Source organism: Actinoplanes sp. NPDC051494, assembly GCF_044454705.1.
Classification (GTDB): domain Bacteria; phylum Actinomycetota; class Actinomycetes; order Mycobacteriales; family Micromonosporaceae; genus Actinoplanes.
On the sequence record NZ_JBITDZ010000001.1, the window covers coordinates 142,578 to 162,954 of the forward strand.

A 20,377-nucleotide genomic window follows, 5' to 3' on the forward strand; every position below is an offset into this window, starting at 1 on the left:
CTACCTTCCTGGTCAGCGCTTGACGGCTTTGAGCAGCTTCTTCACAAGATCAGCATCTTCGATGACGACCTTCTCACCACCGAAGAAGACATCGAACGTGCCCTTCTTCGCGTCACGCAGGGAGAGCACCAGCGGTTCGCTGCCGGCACCCGCTCCGCCGCTCTCACCGGCGAGGCTCAGCCCGGCGACACCGGCTACGGAGGCACCCACCCCCACCGTCGCGGCGATGGCGAGAACCCGTCGGCGCGACAGGCGATTCACGCCTCGGGTGCCGTAGTGGACACGACTCATGCTCGGCCCTTTCGTCATGCATTCGTAGGACAAACGTCGTCGACAGCCATCAGTACGAAGCGATCACCGCAGGGGTTCAAAGCTTTTTCCCAGAAAAGGTTCTCCACAGGTTGGTGACACGGCGCAACGACCGTTTCGTCACCGTGCGTCGATGTCCGGCGCCGGCCCGGCGACCGCCCCACCCTGGGAAGATCCTGAACACGACGGGTCCCGGCGACCCGTCACGATCCGTGCTGGACGCCCGAGAAAATTTTCCGGCGCAGGAACGACGTCAGGGCCCGGCGGTACGGCTCGACGGTGGACAGGTCGGCGTACTCCCCCGGTCCGTGCTGCCCGTCGCCGCCCGGCCCGAAGATGACCGCGTCCGTCCCGGCGGCGTAGTAGAAGCGCCCGTCCGCCGCCCCGTGCTTGCGCAGGAACGCCCCGCTGAACCCGGCCTCGTTCGCCGCCGCCCGCAACGCCCGCACGAAACCGGTGTCCGGCTCGGCCCGGTGCGGCGGCCCGAGACTGTCCACCACGACCTCCACGCCGGACAGCTCGCACAGATACGCCCGCACCTGCGCCGCGTCGCGCCCGTTGATCGCGGTGTCCTCCGGCGGGAACCGGATGTCCAGCCAGGCGGTGGCCTCGGCCGGCACCTGGTTGACCGCGCGGTTCCCGGTCTCGATCCGGGCGACGGTCACCGTGGTCGTCCATGCCTCGGCCGCCGGCACCGGATAGCGGTCCAGCACCCGCGCGATCGCTTCGTTCAGGACCAGCAGGGCATTACGACCCAGCCAGGGGTACGCGGCATGGGCCGCCGTCCCCGTCGCCGTCAACCGGACCTGCAGGATGCCCTTCGACCCGGTGACGATCCGCAGCCCGCTCTGCTCCCCGATCACCACGAAGTCCGCGCTGACGCCCCGCTCGATCTGGTGCGCGGTGCCGTCGTACCCGCCGACCTCCTCGTCGGTGACCAGCTGCAGCCCGACCGGGTAGGGCAGATCCGCCGCCACGTCACGGAACACCCCGGCCATGACCAGGGCGGCCAGTTTCATGTCCTGCGTGCCCCGGCCGTACATCCGCCCGTGCTCGATCCGGGCCGTGAACATTTCGTCCGGGGCGGGCACGACGTCGAGGTGCCCGTTGAGCAGCACCCGGAAATGCGGCCGCGGCCCGGTCCGCCACACCAGCGCGCTGGGCTTGCCGCGCGAGCTGAACCGCTCGACCTCGAACCCCGGCCCGACGTACGCCAGCACCAGTTCCAGCGCGCGTTCCAGCTCGGCCGGCCGGTCCGCGGTGGACGGCACGGCGATCAGGCGCCCGGCAACCTCCAGGAAGTCGTCCATCACCCCATCATCGACGAGTTCAGCAGGAGATCCAGTACCGCCGCTTGGGTCCGACCGCCGTCTCCCGGATGTCCTCGAGCACGCCACCGGCCCTCTCGATGATGTGGGCGGACGCCGCGTTCTCCGGCGAGCAGGTCAGCAGCACCCGGTCCAGGCCGCGCGACCGGGCCTGGTCGAGCGTCGCCGCCAGCGCCCACGTGGCGATGCCGCGCCCGCGCCGCCCGGGCCGGACGCTGTAGCCGATGTGGCCGCCCGCCGCCAGCAGCAGCGGATGGCCGATGTCGTGCCGCAGCTCGACCGACCCCAGCACCGACGTGCCCTCGGTGATCCACCAGTAGGTCGAGTGCACGACGTGGCCCGGCGGGAGCGGTGCCCCCGGGTCCGCGCAGCCGAGCAGTTTCGCCACCCACGCGGCGAAGCCTTCCGGGCTGCGCACGTCGTCACCGTCACGCAGCCCGGACGCGTCCACGTGGGAACCCGCGGGCCATTCCGCGTACGCGGCGAGCCAGGTGTCACGCAACCCCGCGTCGGGCCGGGTCAGTCTCCGACGATCATCCATGTCAGCCTCCGTCCGGACAGTAGCGCCGATCGCGGCCCCCGTTCACGCCGGACGGCCGGCTGCCGGGCCGATCGCGGCCCCCGTTCACGCCGGACGGCCGGCCGCCGGGCCGAGGGCGGTGCGCAGCGCGGCCAGGACGGTCGCGGCGAGGCCGGGGACGGCTCCGGGGCGGGCGTGCAGGCCGAGCGCCGCCGGGGCGACCGGGGGCAGGTCGGTGCGGGCGGTCAGGCCCTCGGGGGCCGTGCCCGCCAGCAGGGCCACGCCCAGGCCGGCGCGAACCGCGTCGGCCACCCCGGCGAGGTAGCCGCTGTCGCAGACCACGTAGGGGCGCAGGCCCTCGCCGGTGAGGGCGTCGAGAGCCCGGCCGCGCAGCAGGCACGGCTCCTCGATCGCGACGACCGGCCAGGCGCCGCCGGGTGCCGGCGGGCTCCAGCCCGGTGCGGCGTACCACGTGAGCGGCAGCGACCCGACCGGCTCGGCCCGGGCGCTGGAGATCTCCGACATGGAGACCGCCAGGTCCAGCGTGCCGTGCCGGACCGCGTCGTCGAGGCGGGCGGTGCGGTCGATGCGGAAGCGGACGGCATGATCGGGGTGCGAGACCGCGAGCGCCTCGGTCACGATCGGGAGGATGAGGTCGGCGGCGTGCTCGGTGGTGCCGACGGTGATCGTGGCCGGTTCGGGCCCGGCGAGCCGGCGCAGGGCGTCGTCGTGCGCGGTGAGGATGCGCCGGGCCTCGGCGAGCAGCGCCTGGCCGTCGGCGGTGAAGGCGGCGCCGCGCCCACGGCGTTCGACGAGCGGACGGCCGACCGCCTTCTCGAGGCGGCGGATGTGCTGGCTGACCGCGGGCTGGCTGATCCGCAGCACCTCGGCGGCGCGGTGGAAGCCACCGCAGTCGGCGACGCCGATGAGGCTGCGCAGTGCCACGATGTCGAGGACAGGTCCCATGGCGCGACCGTAGCAACCGATTGATAAGTAACACCGATCGATAATCAACGGGTGGCGGTCATTGCATCATGACTGCATGCGGTACTTCCTGTTCCGCATGCTCAGCACGCCAAGGGTCCACCTCGCCTGACGGGCACCGCAACGCCACGACCAAGCAGGCCGGGCTGCCGGACGAGGTACGAGCGGACACGGCGACCGTCACGTTTGCTGTCAAGCGCGACGATCATAGTGACCGTCCCGTTCAGTAAGCCGTAAGCGGTCATACCAATGGCATCCACCCCACCAATGTGGTCACGACAGGCTGCCGACCCGCTGAAATGCGGCGCGGCCTCGCCGCCGAAAAGTCCAGCTGGGCTACGTCGGTCCGGACTTGTCATCGGACGAAACATGGGACGTCACCTACCCGATCAAGGGCGATGAAAGCGGTCCCATCATCGGACCGCTGGAGGTGACCGGAGAGGAGTACACCGTGCCGACGGAGTCACTGTCGACAGCGAGCAGGAACACGTCGATCTCGGTGCGGGTCACCGACGTGGACAAGCAGGGAATCTGATCCCTGCCGCATGCAAAGCCCGGGCTCGACGCAAGTTCGGGGCCTCGGTCGTTCGCCCTCGGGGCCGCGTCCCGGACCGCGGCGACGCCATCGAGGAAGTCCCACAGCCCGAGTGGCCAATGCGTCGGAGCAACAGCGCCGCCTACGCTCAGGCACGCGGCGGCGAGAACTCGAGCGACCGCTGGTGGATTCAGGTCGGTGCGGCGCCGATCGAGTAGCAACGACGGTCTGCAGGCTCTGAGTTCCCTTTCAGGCGTCATGGAAGTCCGCAAGATCACAGTCGGGACATAGAGCCTGCCGACCGCCTGAACGCATTTCTAAAGCCGGCCACCCTCGTTGATCACAGTGCTCCCCTGGACCGACGAGGACACCCATGATCTTCCGTGAGTACCTGCTGCCCCATCTCGACCTGCGTGGCACCGGCCGCAGCACACCCCGCCTCATGGTGGCCAAACGCCAAGCGCCTATGCATGTGGTCTGGGAGCTGCGCTTCGTCCAGGAGGGCGGCCTCGTGGTGCACGCTCCACATGATCACGCCTGGCAGGACCACGAGGACGCCGCCGACCTGGTTCGGGCTGTCGAAGACGAACGGCCCGGGAATCTCGTCGAGGCAGCCCGGGTGGTCGAAAAGCTCGGATATTCCCTCGGCACTAAAGTCTGACCGGGATGGCTCGCTGGTGGATTCCCAAGGTCGGCCGCACGACTGCCGCCCACGCAAGCTTCATCACAAGGATCAATCCATAGTGAGTTTCCACCGAATTCTCGTTCTGACCGCATTGCTTATGCTCGCCGGCTGCACCAGCAACGAAGCAACCGCAGGCAAGCACGGAAGCGTAGCGACTCCCACGTCCGATGGAGCCGCTTCCATCTCGATGGAAGCAACCGCTGCCTATATCAACGACCTCGTCGATATCGACCCCGACATCGTCGGGGAGAAGCCCGACCGGGCTGTCAGCCGTGGTCGTAGCCAGTGCTCTTCAGTGAAGAAGTGGCCGGATGACAAGGACAAGCTGATCGAACTTGCGGGCAAGAGATTCACGTCACCGGACCACCCAACTGGATTCGGGAAGGTGAAGTCAGCGAAGATCTTGAAAGCGGTTCGCAGGCACCTCTGCCCCACCTTCTGACGACTGGGCACAAGCGCAGCGTCAAGCGCGTGGGTCTGCCTGCTTGCGCGCGGCTGTCGTGCCGTCTCAACCAGCGCGCCGCCTCTCCATCAGCCGCTCGTGCAAAAAAGACACGAAAGTCAAGAGCAGGAGCAGCAGCGGTAGTGCTGCCATAAGGGGCGGCACCCTATAGCTGGAACCCTTGAGTTTGATTTCCAGCTCAACGAAGGGGAGCAAGACGAAGGCGACGTCGAAAACGATCGGCAAAAGGTTCCACGGGTGCATCAATTTGTGCAGAGGCCAGAAGGGATGTGTGGCTTTCGACTTAGCCGGACCTCCGGACCCCACGGCGCCGGGATCGCGCCCGAACAGGCGGAACAAGTATGCGGGATCCTTCATATCGTCTTCATCGATGTGCTTATCATCAAGCGCCCACCGCGCCGTTTGTTCCGTCTCTTTCAAGGCGCGCGATGCCCAATAGTGTGAGTAAATGGCGGAGGCGTTGCAAATCGCACCTACCGCACTGCTTCCGATGACGACGATCCCGAAAGCCTTGCCGCTGGCAAATTTGTCAGAGTTGGTCACCGCAACGCCATAGATGGCAAGCAGGAACCCATTGAGCGTCATCAGCCATGTCATGCGGCTGTTGATCAGCGCATGTTCCTGATCGATGCGGTTGCCCATGAGAGTCATGATCTGCATCTGACGATCTCGCCGCTCCATGGCGTTGAGATTACGAGTCGCATGCCTCAAAGGGGAGGGTTGACTTTGGTCGATACCTCGGATGGATGCGGGGTGACGCATGCCGCGGGTCGCTGCCGGGACACACCGATTTGGTTGACCTCTTCGCAGGAGTCTCGATCGATAACGAACGGTTGTCGATGGTGATAGCGGAACATTGTTGGACGCGCACCCCCGGCATCGGCGAGGCTGTGCACATGACCGACTTCTGGGACGAACCCGAGGGCATCGCCCCCCGGGGGACCGTCATCGTCGCCGCCGGGCGCGGTGAGACCACCGGGGTGTATGCGCGGTTCGGCCGGCGGATCGCCGCCGACGGGTACCGGGTGCGGGTGCTGCCCGATGTGACCGCCGACCTGCCCGCGAGCCTAGCCGCGGCGGAGAAACTGCTGGTCGACGACTCTTTGCCGGGGCCGAGGGTGGTGGCCGGGTCGGATACCGGCGCCCTGTTCGCGCTGGCCCTGGCCCGGCGTGCGGTGCCGGGGCTCGACGGCCTGGTCCTGGCCGGTCTCCCGGGCAGCCCGGCGCGGCCCAGCGCGGTCGTCGACCTGGCCACGTTCGACCTGAGCGGGCTGGAGGCCGAGGTCGAGGCACGTACCGCGTGCCCGAACCACCAGCGGGTACTGAGCGGCGGCGCCTCGCTTTTTTCGGCCCCAATTCCTACAGAGTTGATAGAGCCTACGGGCTATGGGAGTATCCCCACACTCGGGGTGCACGGTGGCGCCGACACGATCAGCCCGCTCCAGGCCGTGCGGTACCCCGGTGCGCCGGTCGTCATCGAGGGCGGCCGGCACGACATCCTCAACGACGTCACGCACCGTACGGTCGCCGCCCTGATCGTGCTGTTCCTGGAGAAGCTGCGCAACGGCGCCGAGATCGTCCGGGCCACGGCATGAGCCGCGCCGACGTGCTGGTCACCGCCGCTGAGCTGCACGCCCGGCTCGCCGATCCCGGCCCGCCGGTGCTGCTGGACGTACGGTGGGCGCTCGGTGACCCGGACGGGCACGAGCACTACCGCGACGGGCACCTGCCCGGGGCCGTCTACGTCGACCTGGACACCGAGCTGGCCGCCCATGCCACGGACCCGGCCCAGGGCCGGCACCCGCTGCCGGCCCTGGCCGACCTGCAGGTCGACGCCCGCCGCTGGGGTGTCACCCGGCGCCGCGGCGTGGTCGTCTACGACAACAGCGGCGGACTGGCCGCGGCCCGGGCCTGGTGGCTGCTGCGCTGGGCCGGGGTCGGCACGACGCGGATCCTCGACGGCGGGCTCGCCGCCTGGGTGGACGCCGGCTACGACGTGGCCACCGGCGACGCCGGCCCGCGGCAGCCCAGCGACATCGTGCTCTCCCCCGGTCACCTGCCCACGCTGACCGCCGACGAGGCCGCCGCGCTGCCCGGGCCCGGGGTGCTGCTCGACGCGCGGGCCGGCGAGCGCTACCGCGGCGAGGTCGAGCCGGTCGACCCCCGCGCCGGGCACATCCCCGGTGCGCTGAGCGCCCCCACCGGCGAGAACCTGCGCGACCAGCGGTTCCTGCCCACCGCCGAGCTGCGGGAACGGTTCGCCGGCCTCACCGGCGGCAAGGTCGGCGTGTACTGCGGCTCCGGGGTGACCGCCGCGCACGAGGTGGCCGCGCTGGCGATCGCCGGGATCGACGCCGCGCTGTTCCCGGGCTCGTGGTCGGCGTGGAGCTCGGACCCGGCAAGGCCGGTCGAGAAGTGACGACCGGACACCTGAGCACCCCGGCCACCGCCGCCGCCCCGTCCGCGGCGGAGTGGCTGCCGGCCGCGGATGTCGCGTGGACCAGCGACGCCGGGGTGCTGGAGTCACGGCGTACCGATCGATCGGGGTGGCCTCCGCAAGGACGGCCCGCCGCCGTCGTCTTCCCGCGCGACGCCGCCGAGGTCAGCCGGGTGCTGCGGCTCGCCCACGAGGCCGGCACGCCGGTGGTGCCGCGCGGGGCCGGCACCAGCCTGACCGGGGCGTCGACCGCGGGCACCGGCACCGTGGTCCTCGACCTGTCCCGGATGAACCGGATCGTGGCCGTGCGCGCGGACGACGCCACCGCGGTCGCCGAACCCGGCGTGATCACCGCCGACCTGGACCGGGCCGCCCACGAGCACGGCCTGCGCTACGCCCCCGACCCGGCCAGCCACGAGATCTCCACGATCGGCGGCAACATCGCCACCGACGCGGGCGGCCTGCGCTGCGCGAAATACGGCGTCACCCGCGACTCCGTGCTCGGCCTGGAGGTCGTCCTCGCCGACGGGCGGCGGATCAGGACCGGCACGGCGACATTCAAAGGCGTTGCCGGGTACGACCTGACGGGCCTTTTCGTGGGCTCCGAGGGCACCCTCGGCGTGGTGGTGTCGGCGACCCTGCGCCTGCGCCCGCTCCCGGTGGAGACCGCGACCGTCGCCGCGACGTTCCGCGACGCCGCCACCGCCGCGACGGCCTGTCTCGCCCTGAGCGCCACCCGGGTCCAGCCGGCCGTCGCGGAACTCCTCGACGCGGCGACCCTGACCGCGGTCGACGCCCACCTCGGCACCACGCTGCGCGCACGCGGAGCGGCGTTGCTGATCGCCCAGACCGACGGGCTCGGCGAGTCGGCGCTGGTGGCGGATGCGCTGCGGCCGTACGCGGAATCGGTGGAAGTGAGCGGTGACGGCACCGCCCTGCTGGCGGCGCGCCGGGCGGCCCTGCCCGCGATCGAACGGCTCGGCCGGCCGCTGATCGAGGACATCGCGGTCCCTCGCTCCCGGCTGGCCGACGCGATCCAGGAGATCACGGTGATCTCGGCCCGGCACGGCGTGCCGATCTGCACCCTGGCGCACGCCGGCGACGGCAACCTGCACCCGATCATCGTGGTCGACCCGGCGGCCCGCGACATCCCGCCGGCGGCCCGGCGCGCGGCCGGCGAGATCTTCGCCCTGGCGCTCGAGCTGGGCGGCACGATCACCGGCGAGCACGGCATCGGCACGCTGAAACGGGACTGGCTGGCCCGCGAGCTCGGCGAGACCAACCACGGCCTGCAGCGGCAGATCAAGGACCTGTTCGACCCGAAGGGCATCCTCAACCCCGGCAAGGTCTTCTGATCCGCCCTAGGCCGGGGCGTCGCCACGGATCCGGGCGTGCAGGTGCATGTCGTGGCGGCCGTCGGCGTGCACCGCGTCGCTGCGTTTGGTGCCCTCGAGCCGGAAGCCGGCCTTGAGGGCGACCCGGCACGAGCTCTCGTTGCGGGTCGAGTGGTCCAGGTGCAGCCGGTGGAACCGGCCCTCGGCGAGCGCCCACGCGCTGAGCGCGGTCAGCGCCCGGGGCGCCACCCCGGCACCGCGGGCGGCGGGCAGCACCCAGTAGCCGATCCCGGCGATCCCGTCGCCGGGCTCGACGCCGCTGAGCGCGATCCGCCCGAGCACCTCGCCGCCGTCGCGGGTCACGGCCCAGTGCGCGCCCGTCTCCCGGGCCCACTCCTGGCGGTAGCGCTCGAACCACTCCAGCACCCGCCGCGCGGTTCCCGGCCGGCGGGTGTGCCACCGCTGGATCTCCGGATCCGCGTAGGCCGCGAGGAAGACCGGCGCGTCGCCGTCGGCCCAGGGCCGCAGTACGAGCCCGCCGGCTCCGTCGATCAGGGGTTGCGCCGTCGCGGACAGCGTCCCGGCCGCGAGGGCCGGCGTGGTCGTGAGATCGGAGGTCACAGCCCATCGTAGGACGCCGCCTGGCGCGGCCACGGATCCAGATATACAGTCTTGGGATCCAATACTTGGGCGACTGTGTCCGAGCGGACCGTGAGGGAGCGCGCGCGTGACTGTTGTCAACCGGCCGGCGGAGGCCACCGGCCTCACGGAATCCCTGCTGGGGCCGCCCAGTGCCGAACCGTTGAGCGGGGAGATCACGGTGCGCAGCCGGGTCGACTTCGCCACCGGGGACCGGCGGGTGATCTCCGGGATCTGGGAGTCGGAGCCCGGGACGTCGCGGTGGGAGTTCCGGACCCGCGGCGAGATCATCCACGTGATCGCCGGGCGGATGGTGGTCACCGAGGACGGTGGCGAGCCGGTCGAGGTGACCGCCGGGTCGACCGCCTACTTCCCGATCGGGTGGCTGGGTGAGTGGACCGTCACCGAGCGGCTCCGCAAGGTCTACGTGGTCCACAAGCCGTGACGGAGCCGGCGGTGACGGAGCTGATGGTCCGCGGGCTGCGCCTGGAGGCCGACGACGTGCTGGCGGTCGAGCTGGCCGGCCCCACCGGGGCCGCGCCGCCCGCCTGGACGCCGGGCGCGCACCTCGACGTCGTGGTGAGCGACGGCTCGGTGCGGCAGTACTCGCTGTGCGGGACCCCCGGGGCCGCGACCCTGACGATCGCGGTCCGGCACGAACCGGCCGGGCGGGGCGGGTCCGGGTGGGTGCACCGCAGCCTGCGCCCCGGCGACCGGATCACCGTCCGCGGCGTCAGGAACCACTTCGCGCTGGAACCCGCCCCCGCCGTCGTCCTGATCGCCGGCGGCGTGGGCATCACCCCGCTGCTGCCGATGGCCGAACGGCTCGGCGCCGACGGGACGCCGTGGCGGCTGGCCTACCTCGGCCGCTGCGCCGCGCGCATGCCGTTCCTGGAGCGGGTCCGCGCGCTCGGTGCCGGGGTGAGCATCCACGAGACCGCGGTGGCGGGCCGGCCGCCGGTGGCGGAGCTGCTCGACGACCTGCTGGTCGAGCTGCCGGACGCCCTGGTCTACGTGTGCGGGCCCGGCCCGCTCACCGCCGCCGTCCAGGAGGCGCTCGACGCCCGCGGCCGGGGCGAACGGCTGCGCGCGGAGTACTTCGCGGCACCCGATCTGCCGGTCGCCGAGCCGGGCGCGTTCACGCTGCGGCTGGAACGCTCCGGCATCGAGCTCGCGGTCCCGGCCGGCCGCAGCGCCCTCAAGGTCGTCACCGGTGCCGGGTTCGACGTGCTCAGCGACTGCGAGGAGGGCATCTGCGGCAGCTGCGAGACCAAGGTCCTCGCCGGACAGGTCGAGCACCGCGACGTCGTGCTGACCGGCGCCGAGAAGGCCGCGAACGACTGCATGATGCTGTGCGTGTCCCGCGCGGCCGGGTCCCGCCTGGTCATCGACCTGTAGCGGCGGTAAATCGGTTGCCGCGACCGCGGCGGGCCGGGTACACCTACGCACCTCATCGACACCGAAAGGAGGCGTGACGCGATGAACCGCATGATCACCGTGCCCGCTCCTTCCCGCGGGCGCCCTTCTCCCCGGAGAGTTAGCCGTGACGCTGCACCTTCGCCCGCTGCGCGGGACTGAAGAGATCGACCTGTTCCTCGGATTCCCGTACGTCCTCAACACCGAGGTCGCCGGTGACCTGGAAGCCGGCCGGCGCCACCTGCCATGGTTGTGGGTGGCGGTGGACGACGACGACCGGCTCCTCGCCCGCGCCGGTTTCTGGTCCCGGGCCGGTGACCCGCACCCCCTGGTGCTCGACGTCTTCGACATGACCGAGGCCGCGGCCGGGGAGCAGCTGCTGCGCGCCGCACTGGCCACCCTGCCCGCGCCGCCGGAGTACACCCGCTACCTGCCGCCGGACTGGCGCGACGACGACGCCGTGCGTACCGGGATGCGGGCCCGCATCGCCGCGCTGGAGGCCACCGGCGCCACGGTGTTCGTCGAACGGCTCCGCCTGCACCGGGAGCCCGGCACCCCGATCGCGGCCCCGTCCGGGCGGCTGACGTTCCGCGAGCCCCGCGACGCCACCGAGCTCATCGACCTGATGACCCGGGTCCTGGACGGCACCCTGGACGCGCACCACCGCGACGAGCTGACCCGGATGTCGCCGGCCGAGTCCGCCCAGCTCACCTACGACGACGAGCTGGCGCGCTATGCCAGCCCGTACGAGTGGTGGCGGATCGCGGAACTGCCCGACGGCTCCCCCGCCGGGTTCGTGATCCCGGCACACAACGGCTACAACCCGATCATCGCCTACCTCGGGGTGTTGCCGGAACTGCGCGGGCACGGCTACATCGACGACATCCTCGCCGAGGGCACCCGCATCCTCGCCGCTCAGGGCGTCCCCCGCATCCGGGCCGCCACCGACCTCGGCAACGTGCCGATGGCCCGGGCGTTCGCGCGCGGCGGCTACACGGTGTTCGAACGGCAGCTCGACATGGTCTGGCCCGCCTGACGGACCCGGCACGGGTCGCGGCCCGGGTGATCGACGAGTACGATCGCCCGGGTCATGCACATGCCTTTACGTCCTGGTGATCCCGTCCGGCTCGGCGATTACGAGCTGCTCAGCAGGCTCGGTCAGGGCGGCATGGGCACGGTGTTCCGCGGCCGGGCCGCCGACGGCACCACGGTCGCCGTCAAGATGGTCCGCCCCGAGTTCGCCGGCGACGAGGAATTCCGGGGCCGGTTCCGCAGCGAGGTCACCCGGGCCCAGCAGGTGCCTTCCTTCTCGACGGCCGCGGTGCTCGACGCCGACCCCGACCACGACCCGCCCTACCTCGTCGTCGAATACGTCGACGGGCCGGCGCTCAACACGCTGGTGCAGGAACGCGGGCCGCTGACCGGGCACCTGCTGCAGGGCGTGGCCGTCGGCATCGCCACCGCGCTGACCGCGATCCACGGTGCCGGGGTGATCCACCGCGACCTCAAGCCCGGCAACGTGCTGATCGCGCTCGGCGGCGTCAAGGTCATCGACTTCGGCATCGCCCGCGCGTTCGAGGCCACCAGCATGCACACCCGCACCGACCAGATGGTCGGCACGGTCGCCTACATGGCACCGGAGCGCTTCGATCCCGCGTACGGGCAGGAAGTGACGCCGGCCGCGGACGTGTTCGCCTGGGGTGCGGTGGTGACCTACGCGGCGACCGGCCGCACCCCGTTCACGGCCGACTCCCCGGCCGCGGCGGCCGTGCGGATCCTCACCCAGCCACCGGACCTGACCGGGGTGCCGGCACCGCTGCGCGCCCTCGTGGAGGCCTCGCTCGCCAAGTACCCGCAGCAGCGCCCGACCGCCCGTGAACTGCTCGACGCGCTGCTGGGCAGCTCGACCCAGCGGTCCCCGTCCGTACCGGTCGCCGTCCGCCCACCCGACGACACCGCCGGCACCGCGTGGCGGGTTCATCCCGGCTCGCTCGACGCCGCAACCGGCAATCCGGGAGCGGCCCGTCCCGCCCCCGTTTCGAGCGCGTCCCGTCCCACCACCGGCCAGGGCGGGGCGGACGGGCTACGGGTCGCTTCCTCCCGGTCGCGTGTGTTGCGCCGCGCGGCGCCGGCGGCCGTGGCCGGGCTGGTGCTGCTGGGTGGCGGGCTGGGTGTGCTGCATCAGGCGAACCGGTTCGGCGGCGAGCCGTCCGCGTCGGACCGAGGAGCGGGCTCGGGCTCGGCGCCGGCCTCGGAAACCGCCGGGCCGGCCACGACGCCGGCGGACGCGCAGACCGCGATCCTGGCCGGCGACCGGCGGTTCTCGATCCAGCTGACGACCGGCAACCGCTACTTCATGATCGACGGCACGACCGACGAGCTGGACCTCTCCGACGGTACGGGCCCCGAGGCGGAGTTCGTCCTGAAGCCGGTCGGGGTCCGTTACATGATCCGCTCCCTGGCAGGCGAAGGCTACGCCGGCGACGACTACTGTCTCGGCGTCGACTACGTCCCGGGCCGGGCCGCGTCGCCGGTGGTGGGCGCGACCTGCGCCCCGACCGCGGCCACCCTGTTCGCCATGGTGGCCACCGGGGACAAGGACGCGAAAGGCCGCCCCACCTACAGCATCAAGAGCGACGAGCACGGCTGGCTGATGTGGGACGCCGAGAGGAAGCGGTCGGACGTGACCGAGGTCGGTGAGGCCCTGTTCGCCGACAAGTACACGCTCGTCGACCGCGGCGAACTCTGAGGAGACCGATTCATGTTCCGCACGTACCGGGTGGCGATGGCGGCCGCCTGCACCGCCGCTCTGACCGCCTGTGCCGGCCCGGCGCCGGTGGCCGCCCCGACGCCGGCACCGGCCCCCAGCTCGGTGTCACCGGCACCGGAGCCGTCGGCGACCTCGTCCCCGGCCCCGCCGCGGACACCCACCGCCGCACCGGCGACCAGCGGGCCGAAACTCGTCGCCGCGGACGTCTCCACGCTGAAGAACTACGAGATCGGCATCGGCGTCCCGGTGGAGATCTCGTCGTCGCTCGACGCGGGCAAGGGCTACCTGCTGACGTCGCACCCGGACGGCACCGTCGACTTCGCCGGCACCAAGGGCAGCGAGTCCGCCCGGATGATCATGAAGGCGGCCAAGGTCCGCAAACGCACCGAGGACACCCGCAACACCGTCGTCGTCATGGCGGCCCCGGCGGCCGGCGGGTCCGGCGCGGACCAGTGCGTCACCGACACCCGTAAAGGCGTCCTCCGGATGCGCGACTGCGTCCCGGGTGACAAGGAGCAGGCCTGGGTCCTTGCCCCGGAGGGCGACTTCGGCAACTTCGTGCTCAGGGGCGCGCACACCGAGACGTGGGTCGACGAGGGAAAGATCGCCGACGAGGGGTGGCCGGTGTTCACCACGGAACTCGCCCCCTGAGCGGTTCGGTGGGCCGGTGTCGGTGGGTGGGCGTCGGTGGGTGGGCGTCAGTGGGTGGGCGTCAGTGGGCCGGCGCCGGTGACGGCGCGCCGCTGTCCAGGGCGGCCAGCTCGGACACCGTGACGAAGCGGAACCCGCGGGCGCGCAGGCCGTCGATCATGGCGCCGAGCCGGGTCAGCGCCAGCAGGCGAAGGGACTTGCCGACGTCGTGCGCCAGGATGATCGAGCCGGGGCGCACGCTGTCCACGATGTCGCGTACCTGGCCGTCGGGGTCGTCGCGGAAGCGCCGCTCGCGCATCTGGTGCGACCAGAGCGCGATGTCGTACCCGAAGGCGTCCGCGGCCAGCACCGTGGACCCGCCGAGGTGACCGTAGGGCGGGCGCAGCAGGGCCGGTGCCCGCCCGGTGACCCGTTCGATCTCCTCGTGGGTACGGCCCAGCTCGCGTTCCACCCCGGGCCGGTCGAGGGTGGCCAGGTCGTCGTGCGACCACGAGTGGTTGCCGACCTCGTGGCGGTCGAGCCGGCCGCGTACCAGGGCCTCGTGGGTGGCCAGGTGCCGGCCCACCATGAAGAACGTGGCCGGGACCCGGGCCTCGTCCAGCGTGTCGAGCACCATCGGGGTCCACTGCGGGCCGGGCCCGTCGTCGAACGTGAAAGCCACCACCGGTTCACTGGTCCGCACGTAGTAGCGGACCATGACACCCGGGTTCAGCAGCACCTCCGGGGCGTCCGCCGCGGCCGCGTACCCCCCGCCCAGCGGTGGCCGGTCCCAGCCGGCCAGCCGCGGGATCTTGCTCATCCCCACCGCACCACCGGCGGCACCGGCACCCGTGAACAACGCCGCCCGCATGACGGCACGCCTACTCATCGTCACTGTTGATCCCCCCGTTGCAGTCCGCGAGTGTGGCAAAGCGGCGCAACAGGACGATCGAACGCAGCGGACGGGGACCGGACCCTCAGCGGGCGACCCCGGCGAACGGGATGCTGCCCTGCGCCGTGCCGGCGTCACCGGCCGGGTGCCGCCAGAGGCCGCGGCGGCGCAGCTCGGGCAGGACGCCCTCGCCGAACCAGTAGGCCTCCTCGAGGTGCGGGTAACCGGACAGGATGAACTCGGTGATGCCCAGGTCGGCGTACTCGGCGATGCGGTCGGCGATCTCGGTGTGGCTGCCGACCAGCGCGGTGCCGGCGCCGCCGCGGACCAGGCCGACGCCCGCCCACAGGTTCGGCGCGACCAGCAGGCCGTCGCGGGAGCCGCCGTGCAGCTCCAGCATGCGGCGCTGACCCTCGGACTCGCTGCGGCGCAGGCCCGCCTGCACGGTCGCGATGTCGTCCGGCGAGACGTGCGACAGCAGCCGGTCGGCCTCGGCCCAGGCGGCCTCGGACGTGTCGCGGGCGATGACGTGCAACCGGATGCCGAACCGCATGTCCGGCTTGAGCGAGCGGATCCAGTCGAGTTTCTCCTTGACCTGCGCGGGCGGCTCGCCCCAGGTCAGATAGACGTCGCTGTGCTCGGCGGCGACCGGGCCGGCCGCCTTGCTGGAGCCGCCGAAATAGATCTCCGGGACCGGGTCGGGCAGCCGGCTGAGCTGCGCGCCCTCCACCCGCAGGTGCTTGCCGTCGTGGTCGACGGTCTCACCGCGCCACAGCGCCCGGACGATGCCGAGGAACTCCCCCGTACGCTCGTAGCGGGCGTCCTTGTCGAGGAAGTCGCCGTACGACCGCTGCTCGTGCGACTCCCCGCCGGTCACCACGTTGAGCAGCAACCGGTTGCCACTGAGGCGCTGGAACGTCGACGCCATCTGCGCGGCCAGGGTGGGCGAGACGAGCCCGGGACGGAACGCGACGAGGAACTTGAGCCGCTCGGTGACCTGGGTGAGCATCGCGGTGGTGAGCCACGCGTCCTCGCACCAGGCACCGGCCGGGGTGAGTGCCCCGGTGAAGCCGAGCTGCTCGGCGCTGCGGGCGATCTGCCCGAGGTAACCGATGGTGAGCGGGCGCAGGCCCCCGGCGCTGCCGACCGGGGTGCCGTGTCCCCCGCCCACGATGTCCCGGCTGTCGCCGTTGGTGGGCAGGAACCAGTGGAAGTCCAGGGAGGGCATGACCCCAGGCTACCCATATCTCCCATGGGCTAGATAGAGTGCCGCCCCGGACGGCCCATTCGCAGGCCACGCCGGCCGCCCGTGGTCGATCATCTGACCGGACCGGCCGTACGCGATGATCGGCGCACCGCCCCCCGGCGGATCGGTGATCGGCGGTGGCCATAATGCTCCACTGTGGATGTCTTCCTGCTCTGGCACGTGCGGCACGCCCGGCCCCAGGATGGCGGTGCGGTGCTCCACCGCGACGCCGGCGGGGCCCTGAACTGGGACGAGGAGTACGGCGACGACCCGAAGATGCTCGGCGTCTATTCCAGCCGGGAGCGGGCGCTGGAGCGGGCCGGGCACGCGCGCACGCTGCCCGGGTTCCGGGACGAACCGGACTGCTTCACCGTCGAGGCGTACCAGGTCGACGAGAATCACTGGACCGGCGGCTTCGACGAGTAGACCTCGTCGAGGAACGCGTCGAGCCCGGCGATCATCTCCGGCACGGTGAGGTGCCCGGCCAGCACGTGCACGGTGAGGCCGTCGACGAGCGCGTGCATCCGGCGGGCGACGGCGGGGCGGTCGCCGGACAGGCGCAGGCACAGTTCGTACATGCCGGTGAAGTGCAGGCGCTGCACCCGGGCCAGCTCGGCGTCGCCGAGGCCGAGGGCCAGGAACGAGAAGACGATGGACGCCTCGGTGTGGCGCGCGACGTCGACCGGCATGGTCTCCAGCAGCACCCGGCGCACCGCGTCGCGGACCGGCCCGTCGGTGGGCAGCGCCTCCAGGCGGGCGGTGACCTTGTCGATGACGTGCTCGCAGGCGAACGCGAGCAGTTCGTCACGGGTCGCGAAATAGTGCCGTAGCGCGCCGGAGGACCACCCGGACTCGGTGGCGACCGCGCGGATCGACACGTGCGCGACGCCGTCGCGGCCGATCACCCGCCAGACGGCCGCGGCCAGCTCGCTGCGACGTTCCCGATGGTCGACCACTTTTGGCACACCCGATTGTCGCACGACCGTGTTATAAACGATAAAACACAGTCGTGCGAAAACGGGGGGTACGCCGTGGTGGTCGCGATCGTCGCCTGCGAGATCGGCTTCTGGGTCCTGCTGCTGGCCGGACTGCTGACCCGCTACGCGTGGCGCCGGCCCCGCCTCGGTGCGGCCCTGCTGCTGATGGTGCCGCTCACCGACGTCGCCCTGCTCGCGCTGGCGGTCGTGGACCTGCGCGGCGGCGCCCCGGCGGGCACCGCCCACGGCCTCGCGGCGGTCTACCTCGGCGTCTCGGTGGCGTTCGGCCACTCCATGCTGCGCTGGGCCGACGCCCAGGTGGCCCGCCGGTTCCACCACACCCCGCCCGCCACGGCCGGACACGGCACGGGCGAGCAAGCCGCGCACGAGCAAGCCGCGCACGAGCAAGCCGCGGGCGATCGGCCGGTGGCCGCGACCGGACGGCCCCCGCGGCTCACCGGGCGGGCGCACGCCGCCCAGGAGCGCCGGACATGGCTGCGGCACCTGCTGGCGTACGCCGTCTCGGCCGTTGTTCTCGCGATCTTCACCCTCCTAGCCGGCGGGCCGGGCGTCGCGGCGCCGCTGTGGCGGGTCATGGCGCCGTGGGCGGTCGTCCTCGGCATCGACTTCGTGATCTCGTTCAGTTACACGCTCGCGCCGCGCCGGCCGGCCGCGCCCTGATCAGGGCTCGATCACCAGGCAGGTCAGGCACCACGGGCTGGGCAGGTGCGGGTGGTCCTCGTCGCGGAAGACGACCGGAGCGGCGACCAGGTCGTCGCCGGTGCGGATCGGGACCGCGGCGAGGCCGCTGCCGAACGGGTCGAGGGTCACCCGGACGCAGGCGACCCGGTCGGTCGCGGACGCCAGCAGGCAGAGCCCGATGTCCTCGGTGAGCTGGGTGACCAGATCGGCGGTGACCAGGGTCGGGGCCGTCCGGGCGTACGCGCGCAGATCGCTCGCGAACACCTGCGGGCTCACCCCGGGGCGGAATCCCGCGACGGTGAACCGCAGGTCCTCGTCCCACCGGCCGCAGGGCGTGACGGTCGCCGGCACCAGGATGTGCTCCCCGTCGCGGACGAGCGCGCCGAACGCCCCGGTGGCACACGGTGCGGCCGGCCAGCCGGTCCCCGCGGCGGAGGCCAAGGGCGCGGGCCAGGCCAGGCCCAGCAGCAGTGCCGTGACGCCCAGAAGGGCACCGATCCTCGTACGCATGGTCATCATTCCTCGTTGTCGTGAGGTGGGCGGATCGTGCCGGTGGCTCCCAGCAGCAGACCGAGCTGGAAACGGTTCTCGACGCCGGCCCGGTCCATCACCGCCCGCATCGTGTAGGAGACGTTGCGGGGGCTGATGCCGAGCTCGGCGGCCGCGGTCACGTCGGTGTGACCGGCGGCCAGCAGCACGACCAGGGTGCGTTCCCGGCGGGACAGGTCGATCGGGGCCACCCCTTCGGCGAACGGATCACGGCCCCGCGACCACAGCCGGTGGAACAGGGCGCAGCAGCGCTGTACCGCGTCCGGATCGGCGACCTCCACGTAGCCCTGGTCCCGGTCGAGCGGGTCGGCCGGGAACAACGCGACCCGCCGGTCGAAGACGATGAGCTTCAGCGGCACGTCGTCGGTCTGCCGGCAGGACCCCACCGGCACGGTGGCGACGCTGTGCGCGGGTATCCCCCGGTCACCGTCGCGCGGCGGGCGCTGCACGACCAGTGCACGGACGCCGCGGTCCAGCAGCCGCTGGTCGAGCGGGCGGGCCGCGGCCAGCGAGCTGTTGCTGAACACGACCTCGGTGTTGATCGCCAGATGTTCGTGGCGCTCGGCCTCGGCCAGCTGGGTGACCCGGGCCCGCGCCGCGCCCAGGGTCCACCGGCGCGCCGTGGCGACGGCGAGCGGCCCGAGCCCGTCGACCGCCGCGACGTGCCGCCGCCAGCGGTCCCGGGAATCATCGCGCGTCCGCCCGCCCGGCGGCCGGCGCAGCCGATCGACGACCTGGTCCACGGCGGTGGCCCGCAACAGCCCCGCCCCCGGGGCCACCGCGCCGATCGCCACCAGCTCGTCCACCGCGTCGCCGACCCGCCGGGCACTCATGCCGAGCTCCCGGGCGAGCCCGGCGACGTCCCGCGGCCGCAACTGCACCAGCGCCCGGTAGACGAGATCCGCGTCCGCACCCACACCCCATCGCGTGAGCACCGGCACGACAGCCGTCATCGAGCCTCCCCCCGGCACCGTCCGACCAGGACACTCAAGCATCCGGGAGGGTCGATGGAAAGGGTCAATCAGCGGATCTTGCAGTATCCCGCAACGGGAAACGATTCAGGCCGGCGGGATCAGGCCGGCGGGATCAGGCCACCGGGCGCCGGCCGATCCAGACCGAGCGGTCGGTACGGACGGTCAGGTCGTCGCGGTCCAGAATGGCGCGCGGGCCGCCGGCGGTGGTCAGGTCGTCGAGCGTGGCCAGGTCGGCCGGGTCGAGGCGGTCGGCGAGCCCACCGCGCAGGCGGCGCAGGGCGGCCTGGGCGTAGCGGCCGGTCGCGGGCCGCGGCGGTGCGGTGAGCTCGATCGGGACGTGGCGTTCCGCCTCGACGGTGAAACCGGCCCTGGTCAGGCGGATGCCCCAGTCGTCGCCCATGTGCGGCATGTCGTGGGCGCGTTGCTCGGCGACCAGGGCCTGCATGCGGGCCTCCAGGCCGGGCCGGCCGAAGCCGAGGTCGTCGGGCAGGAAACGCGGGAAGCCGGACATCTCCACGATCGCGAACAGGCCGCCGGGGCGCAGGGTGGCGAGCACGTCGGCCACCACCCGGCCGGGGTCGGCGAGGTGGTGCATCGACGCGGACGCCCAGGCGAGGTCGACCGGTTCGAGGGTGGGCCAGCCGGCGTCGAGGTCGGCCCGTACGGGGTGGACGCGGTCGCCGATGCCCTGCGCGCGGACGTTGGCGACCAGGCGGGTGAGCAGGTCCTCGGAGACGTCGAGGGCGAGGATCTCGGCGGCCGGGAAGCTGCGGGCCAGCGCCAGGGTGCCGGTGCCGGTCCCGCTGCCGACGTCGAGGATGCGCCGCGGGTCGCCGGACAGCTGGTGCAGCAGATCCTGCAGGCCGGCGTGGTATTCGTGCAGCACCTCGGCGTCGAGATCGAGCATCTCGGCGTAGGTGTCCTCCGCGTGGTCGTGGTGGCCGTGACTGTGGTGGCCGTGGTCGTGCCCGTGATCGTGTGCCATGT

24 protein-coding genes are annotated in these 20,377 nt (G+C 72.0%); 12 read left to right on the forward strand and 12 right to left on the reverse strand.

Going from position 1 to position 20,377, the window contains the following annotated elements; translation table 11 throughout:
- Positions 1–12: 12 nt before the first annotated feature.
- The 4 genes from ACIA6A_RS00680 to ACIA6A_RS00695 all read right to left on the reverse strand — a co-directional run bounded on the left by ACIA6A_RS00680 (position 13) and on the right by ACIA6A_RS00695 (position 3,123).
- The gene (locus ACIA6A_RS00680) at positions 13–291 is read right to left on the reverse strand and encodes a hypothetical protein (RefSeq protein WP_396095224.1); all 279 of its coding nucleotides are present in this window, start codon (positions 289–291) and stop codon (positions 13–15) included.
- Positions 292–512: 221 nt separating this feature from the next.
- A complete protein-coding gene (locus tag ACIA6A_RS00685; protein WP_396095225.1) occupies positions 513–1,619 on the reverse strand; it encodes a M20 family metallopeptidase in 1,107 nt (368 codons plus the stop codon).
- 19 nt (positions 1,620–1,638) lie between these two features.
- The gene (locus ACIA6A_RS00690; protein ID WP_396095226.1) at positions 1,639–2,178 is read right to left on the reverse strand and encodes a GNAT family N-acetyltransferase; all 540 of its coding nucleotides are present in this window, start codon (positions 2,176–2,178) and stop codon (positions 1,639–1,641) included.
- Positions 2,179–2,262: 84 nt separating this feature from the next.
- Entirely contained in the window at positions 2,263–3,123 is an 861-nt protein-coding gene (locus tag ACIA6A_RS00695; RefSeq protein ID WP_396095227.1) for a LysR family transcriptional regulator, read from the reverse strand.
- Between the two features lie 926 nt (positions 3,124–4,049).
- Between ACIA6A_RS00695 and ACIA6A_RS00700 the strand changes: the two genes are divergently transcribed.
- Positions 4,050–4,337: a hypothetical protein gene (locus ACIA6A_RS00700; RefSeq protein WP_396095228.1), complete on the forward strand. Its 288-nt coding sequence runs from the start codon at positions 4,050–4,052 to the stop codon at positions 4,335–4,337.
- A gap of 82 nt (positions 4,338–4,419) precedes the next feature.
- Positions 4,420–4,803, forward strand: coding sequence for a hypothetical protein (locus ACIA6A_RS00705; RefSeq protein WP_396095229.1), 384 nt, complete (start codon positions 4,420–4,422; stop codon positions 4,801–4,803).
- Between the two features lie 66 nt (positions 4,804–4,869).
- Here ACIA6A_RS00705 and ACIA6A_RS00710 read toward each other — a convergent pair whose 3' ends face one another.
- Positions 4,870–5,505: a hypothetical protein gene (locus tag ACIA6A_RS00710; RefSeq protein ID WP_396095230.1), complete on the reverse strand. Its 636-nt coding sequence runs from the start codon at positions 5,503–5,505 to the stop codon at positions 4,870–4,872.
- A 215-nt stretch (positions 5,506–5,720) separates the two neighbouring features.
- On the opposite strand from ACIA6A_RS00710, the gene ACIA6A_RS00715 reads away from it, so the two are divergent.
- From ACIA6A_RS00715 to ACIA6A_RS00725, 3 genes are read left to right on the forward strand one after another with little or no spacing between them, the layout of a single operon-like run.
- Positions 5,721–6,419, forward strand: coding sequence for an alpha/beta hydrolase (locus ACIA6A_RS00715; protein ID WP_396095231.1), 699 nt, complete (start codon positions 5,721–5,723; stop codon positions 6,417–6,419).
- Entirely contained in the window at positions 6,416–7,243 is an 828-nt protein-coding gene (locus ACIA6A_RS00720) for a sulfurtransferase (RefSeq protein WP_396095232.1), read from the forward strand. The genes ACIA6A_RS00715 and ACIA6A_RS00720 overlap by 4 nt, the downstream gene beginning before the upstream one ends.
- Complete coding sequence (locus ACIA6A_RS00725; protein ID WP_396095233.1) at positions 7,240–8,616, forward strand: FAD-binding oxidoreductase; 1,377 nt, start codon at positions 7,240–7,242, stop codon at positions 8,614–8,616. The genes ACIA6A_RS00720 and ACIA6A_RS00725 overlap by 4 nt, the downstream gene beginning before the upstream one ends.
- Before the next feature lie 6 nt (positions 8,617–8,622).
- On the opposite strand, the gene ACIA6A_RS00730 is transcribed toward ACIA6A_RS00725, so the two are convergent.
- Positions 8,623–9,216, reverse strand: a complete 594-nt coding sequence (locus ACIA6A_RS00730; protein ID WP_396095234.1) for a GNAT family N-acetyltransferase — start codon at positions 9,214–9,216, stop codon at positions 8,623–8,625.
- Between the two features lie 106 nt (positions 9,217–9,322).
- On the opposite strand from ACIA6A_RS00730, the gene ACIA6A_RS00735 reads away from it, so the two are divergent.
- From ACIA6A_RS00735 to ACIA6A_RS00755, 5 genes are all read left to right on the forward strand, one after another.
- Positions 9,323–9,679, forward strand: coding sequence for a cupin domain-containing protein (locus tag ACIA6A_RS00735; RefSeq protein ID WP_396095235.1), 357 nt, complete (start codon positions 9,323–9,325; stop codon positions 9,677–9,679).
- A gap of 11 nt (positions 9,680–9,690) precedes the next feature.
- On the forward strand, positions 9,691–10,632 hold the full coding sequence (locus ACIA6A_RS00740; RefSeq protein WP_396095236.1) for a PDR/VanB family oxidoreductase: 942 nt from the start codon (positions 9,691–9,693) through the stop codon (positions 10,630–10,632).
- A gap of 145 nt (positions 10,633–10,777) precedes the next feature.
- Positions 10,778–11,686 carry a GNAT family N-acetyltransferase gene (locus ACIA6A_RS00745; RefSeq protein WP_396095237.1) on the forward strand — a complete coding sequence of 303 codons (909 nt, stop codon included), beginning with the start codon at positions 10,778–10,780 and terminating at the stop codon, positions 11,684–11,686.
- Positions 11,687–11,746: 60 nt separating this feature from the next.
- The gene (locus ACIA6A_RS00750) at positions 11,747–13,399 is read left to right on the forward strand and encodes a protein kinase (protein ID WP_396095238.1); all 1,653 of its coding nucleotides are present in this window, start codon (positions 11,747–11,749) and stop codon (positions 13,397–13,399) included.
- Between the two features lie 12 nt (positions 13,400–13,411).
- Positions 13,412–14,071 carry a hypothetical protein gene (locus ACIA6A_RS00755; RefSeq protein ID WP_396095239.1) on the forward strand — a complete coding sequence of 220 codons (660 nt, stop codon included), beginning with the start codon at positions 13,412–13,414 and terminating at the stop codon, positions 14,069–14,071.
- Between the two features lie 61 nt (positions 14,072–14,132).
- On the opposite strand, the gene ACIA6A_RS00760 is transcribed toward ACIA6A_RS00755, so the two are convergent.
- Together ACIA6A_RS00760 and ACIA6A_RS00765 are read right to left on the reverse strand one after the other, a co-directional pair.
- Positions 14,133–14,939, reverse strand: coding sequence for a polysaccharide deacetylase family protein (locus ACIA6A_RS00760; RefSeq protein ID WP_396095240.1), 807 nt, complete (start codon positions 14,937–14,939; stop codon positions 14,133–14,135).
- Positions 14,940–15,027: 88 nt separating this feature from the next.
- Positions 15,028–16,170 (reverse strand): LLM class flavin-dependent oxidoreductase, encoded by a 1,143-nt coding sequence (locus tag ACIA6A_RS00765; protein WP_396095241.1) that lies wholly within the window; start codon positions 16,168–16,170, stop codon positions 15,028–15,030.
- Between the two features lie 174 nt (positions 16,171–16,344).
- Here ACIA6A_RS00765 and ACIA6A_RS00770 point away from each other — a divergent pair, with 174 nt between their 5' ends.
- Positions 16,345–16,614, forward strand: a complete 270-nt coding sequence (locus ACIA6A_RS00770) for a hypothetical protein (protein WP_396095242.1) — start codon at positions 16,345–16,347, stop codon at positions 16,612–16,614.
- Here ACIA6A_RS00770 and ACIA6A_RS00775 read toward each other — a convergent pair.
- Positions 16,587–17,144 carry a TetR/AcrR family transcriptional regulator gene (locus ACIA6A_RS00775; RefSeq protein WP_396095243.1) on the reverse strand — a complete coding sequence of 186 codons (558 nt, stop codon included), beginning with the start codon at positions 17,142–17,144 and terminating at the stop codon, positions 16,587–16,589. The genes ACIA6A_RS00770 and ACIA6A_RS00775 overlap by 28 nt on opposite strands.
- Before the next feature lie 75 nt (positions 17,145–17,219).
- Here ACIA6A_RS00775 and ACIA6A_RS00780 point away from each other — a divergent pair, with 75 nt between their 5' ends.
- Entirely contained in the window at positions 17,220–17,846 is a 627-nt protein-coding gene (locus ACIA6A_RS00780; protein WP_396095245.1) for a hypothetical protein, read from the forward strand.
- Here the strand turns inward: ACIA6A_RS00780 and ACIA6A_RS00785 are convergent, their stop codons facing one another.
- The 3 genes from ACIA6A_RS00785 to ACIA6A_RS00795 form a co-directional block, all read right to left on the reverse strand.
- Positions 17,847–18,377, reverse strand: a complete 531-nt coding sequence (locus ACIA6A_RS00785; RefSeq protein ID WP_396095246.1) for a hypothetical protein — start codon at positions 18,375–18,377, stop codon at positions 17,847–17,849. It lies immediately after the preceding gene.
- A 5-nt stretch (positions 18,378–18,382) separates the two neighbouring features.
- Positions 18,383–19,369, reverse strand: coding sequence for a LuxR C-terminal-related transcriptional regulator (locus ACIA6A_RS00790; RefSeq protein ID WP_396095247.1), 987 nt, complete (start codon positions 19,367–19,369; stop codon positions 18,383–18,385).
- A gap of 133 nt (positions 19,370–19,502) precedes the next feature.
- The gene (locus tag ACIA6A_RS00795) at positions 19,503–20,375 is read right to left on the reverse strand and encodes a class I SAM-dependent methyltransferase (RefSeq protein ID WP_396095249.1); all 873 of its coding nucleotides are present in this window, start codon (positions 20,373–20,375) and stop codon (positions 19,503–19,505) included.
- Between the last annotated feature and the right edge of the window lie 2 nt (positions 20,376–20,377).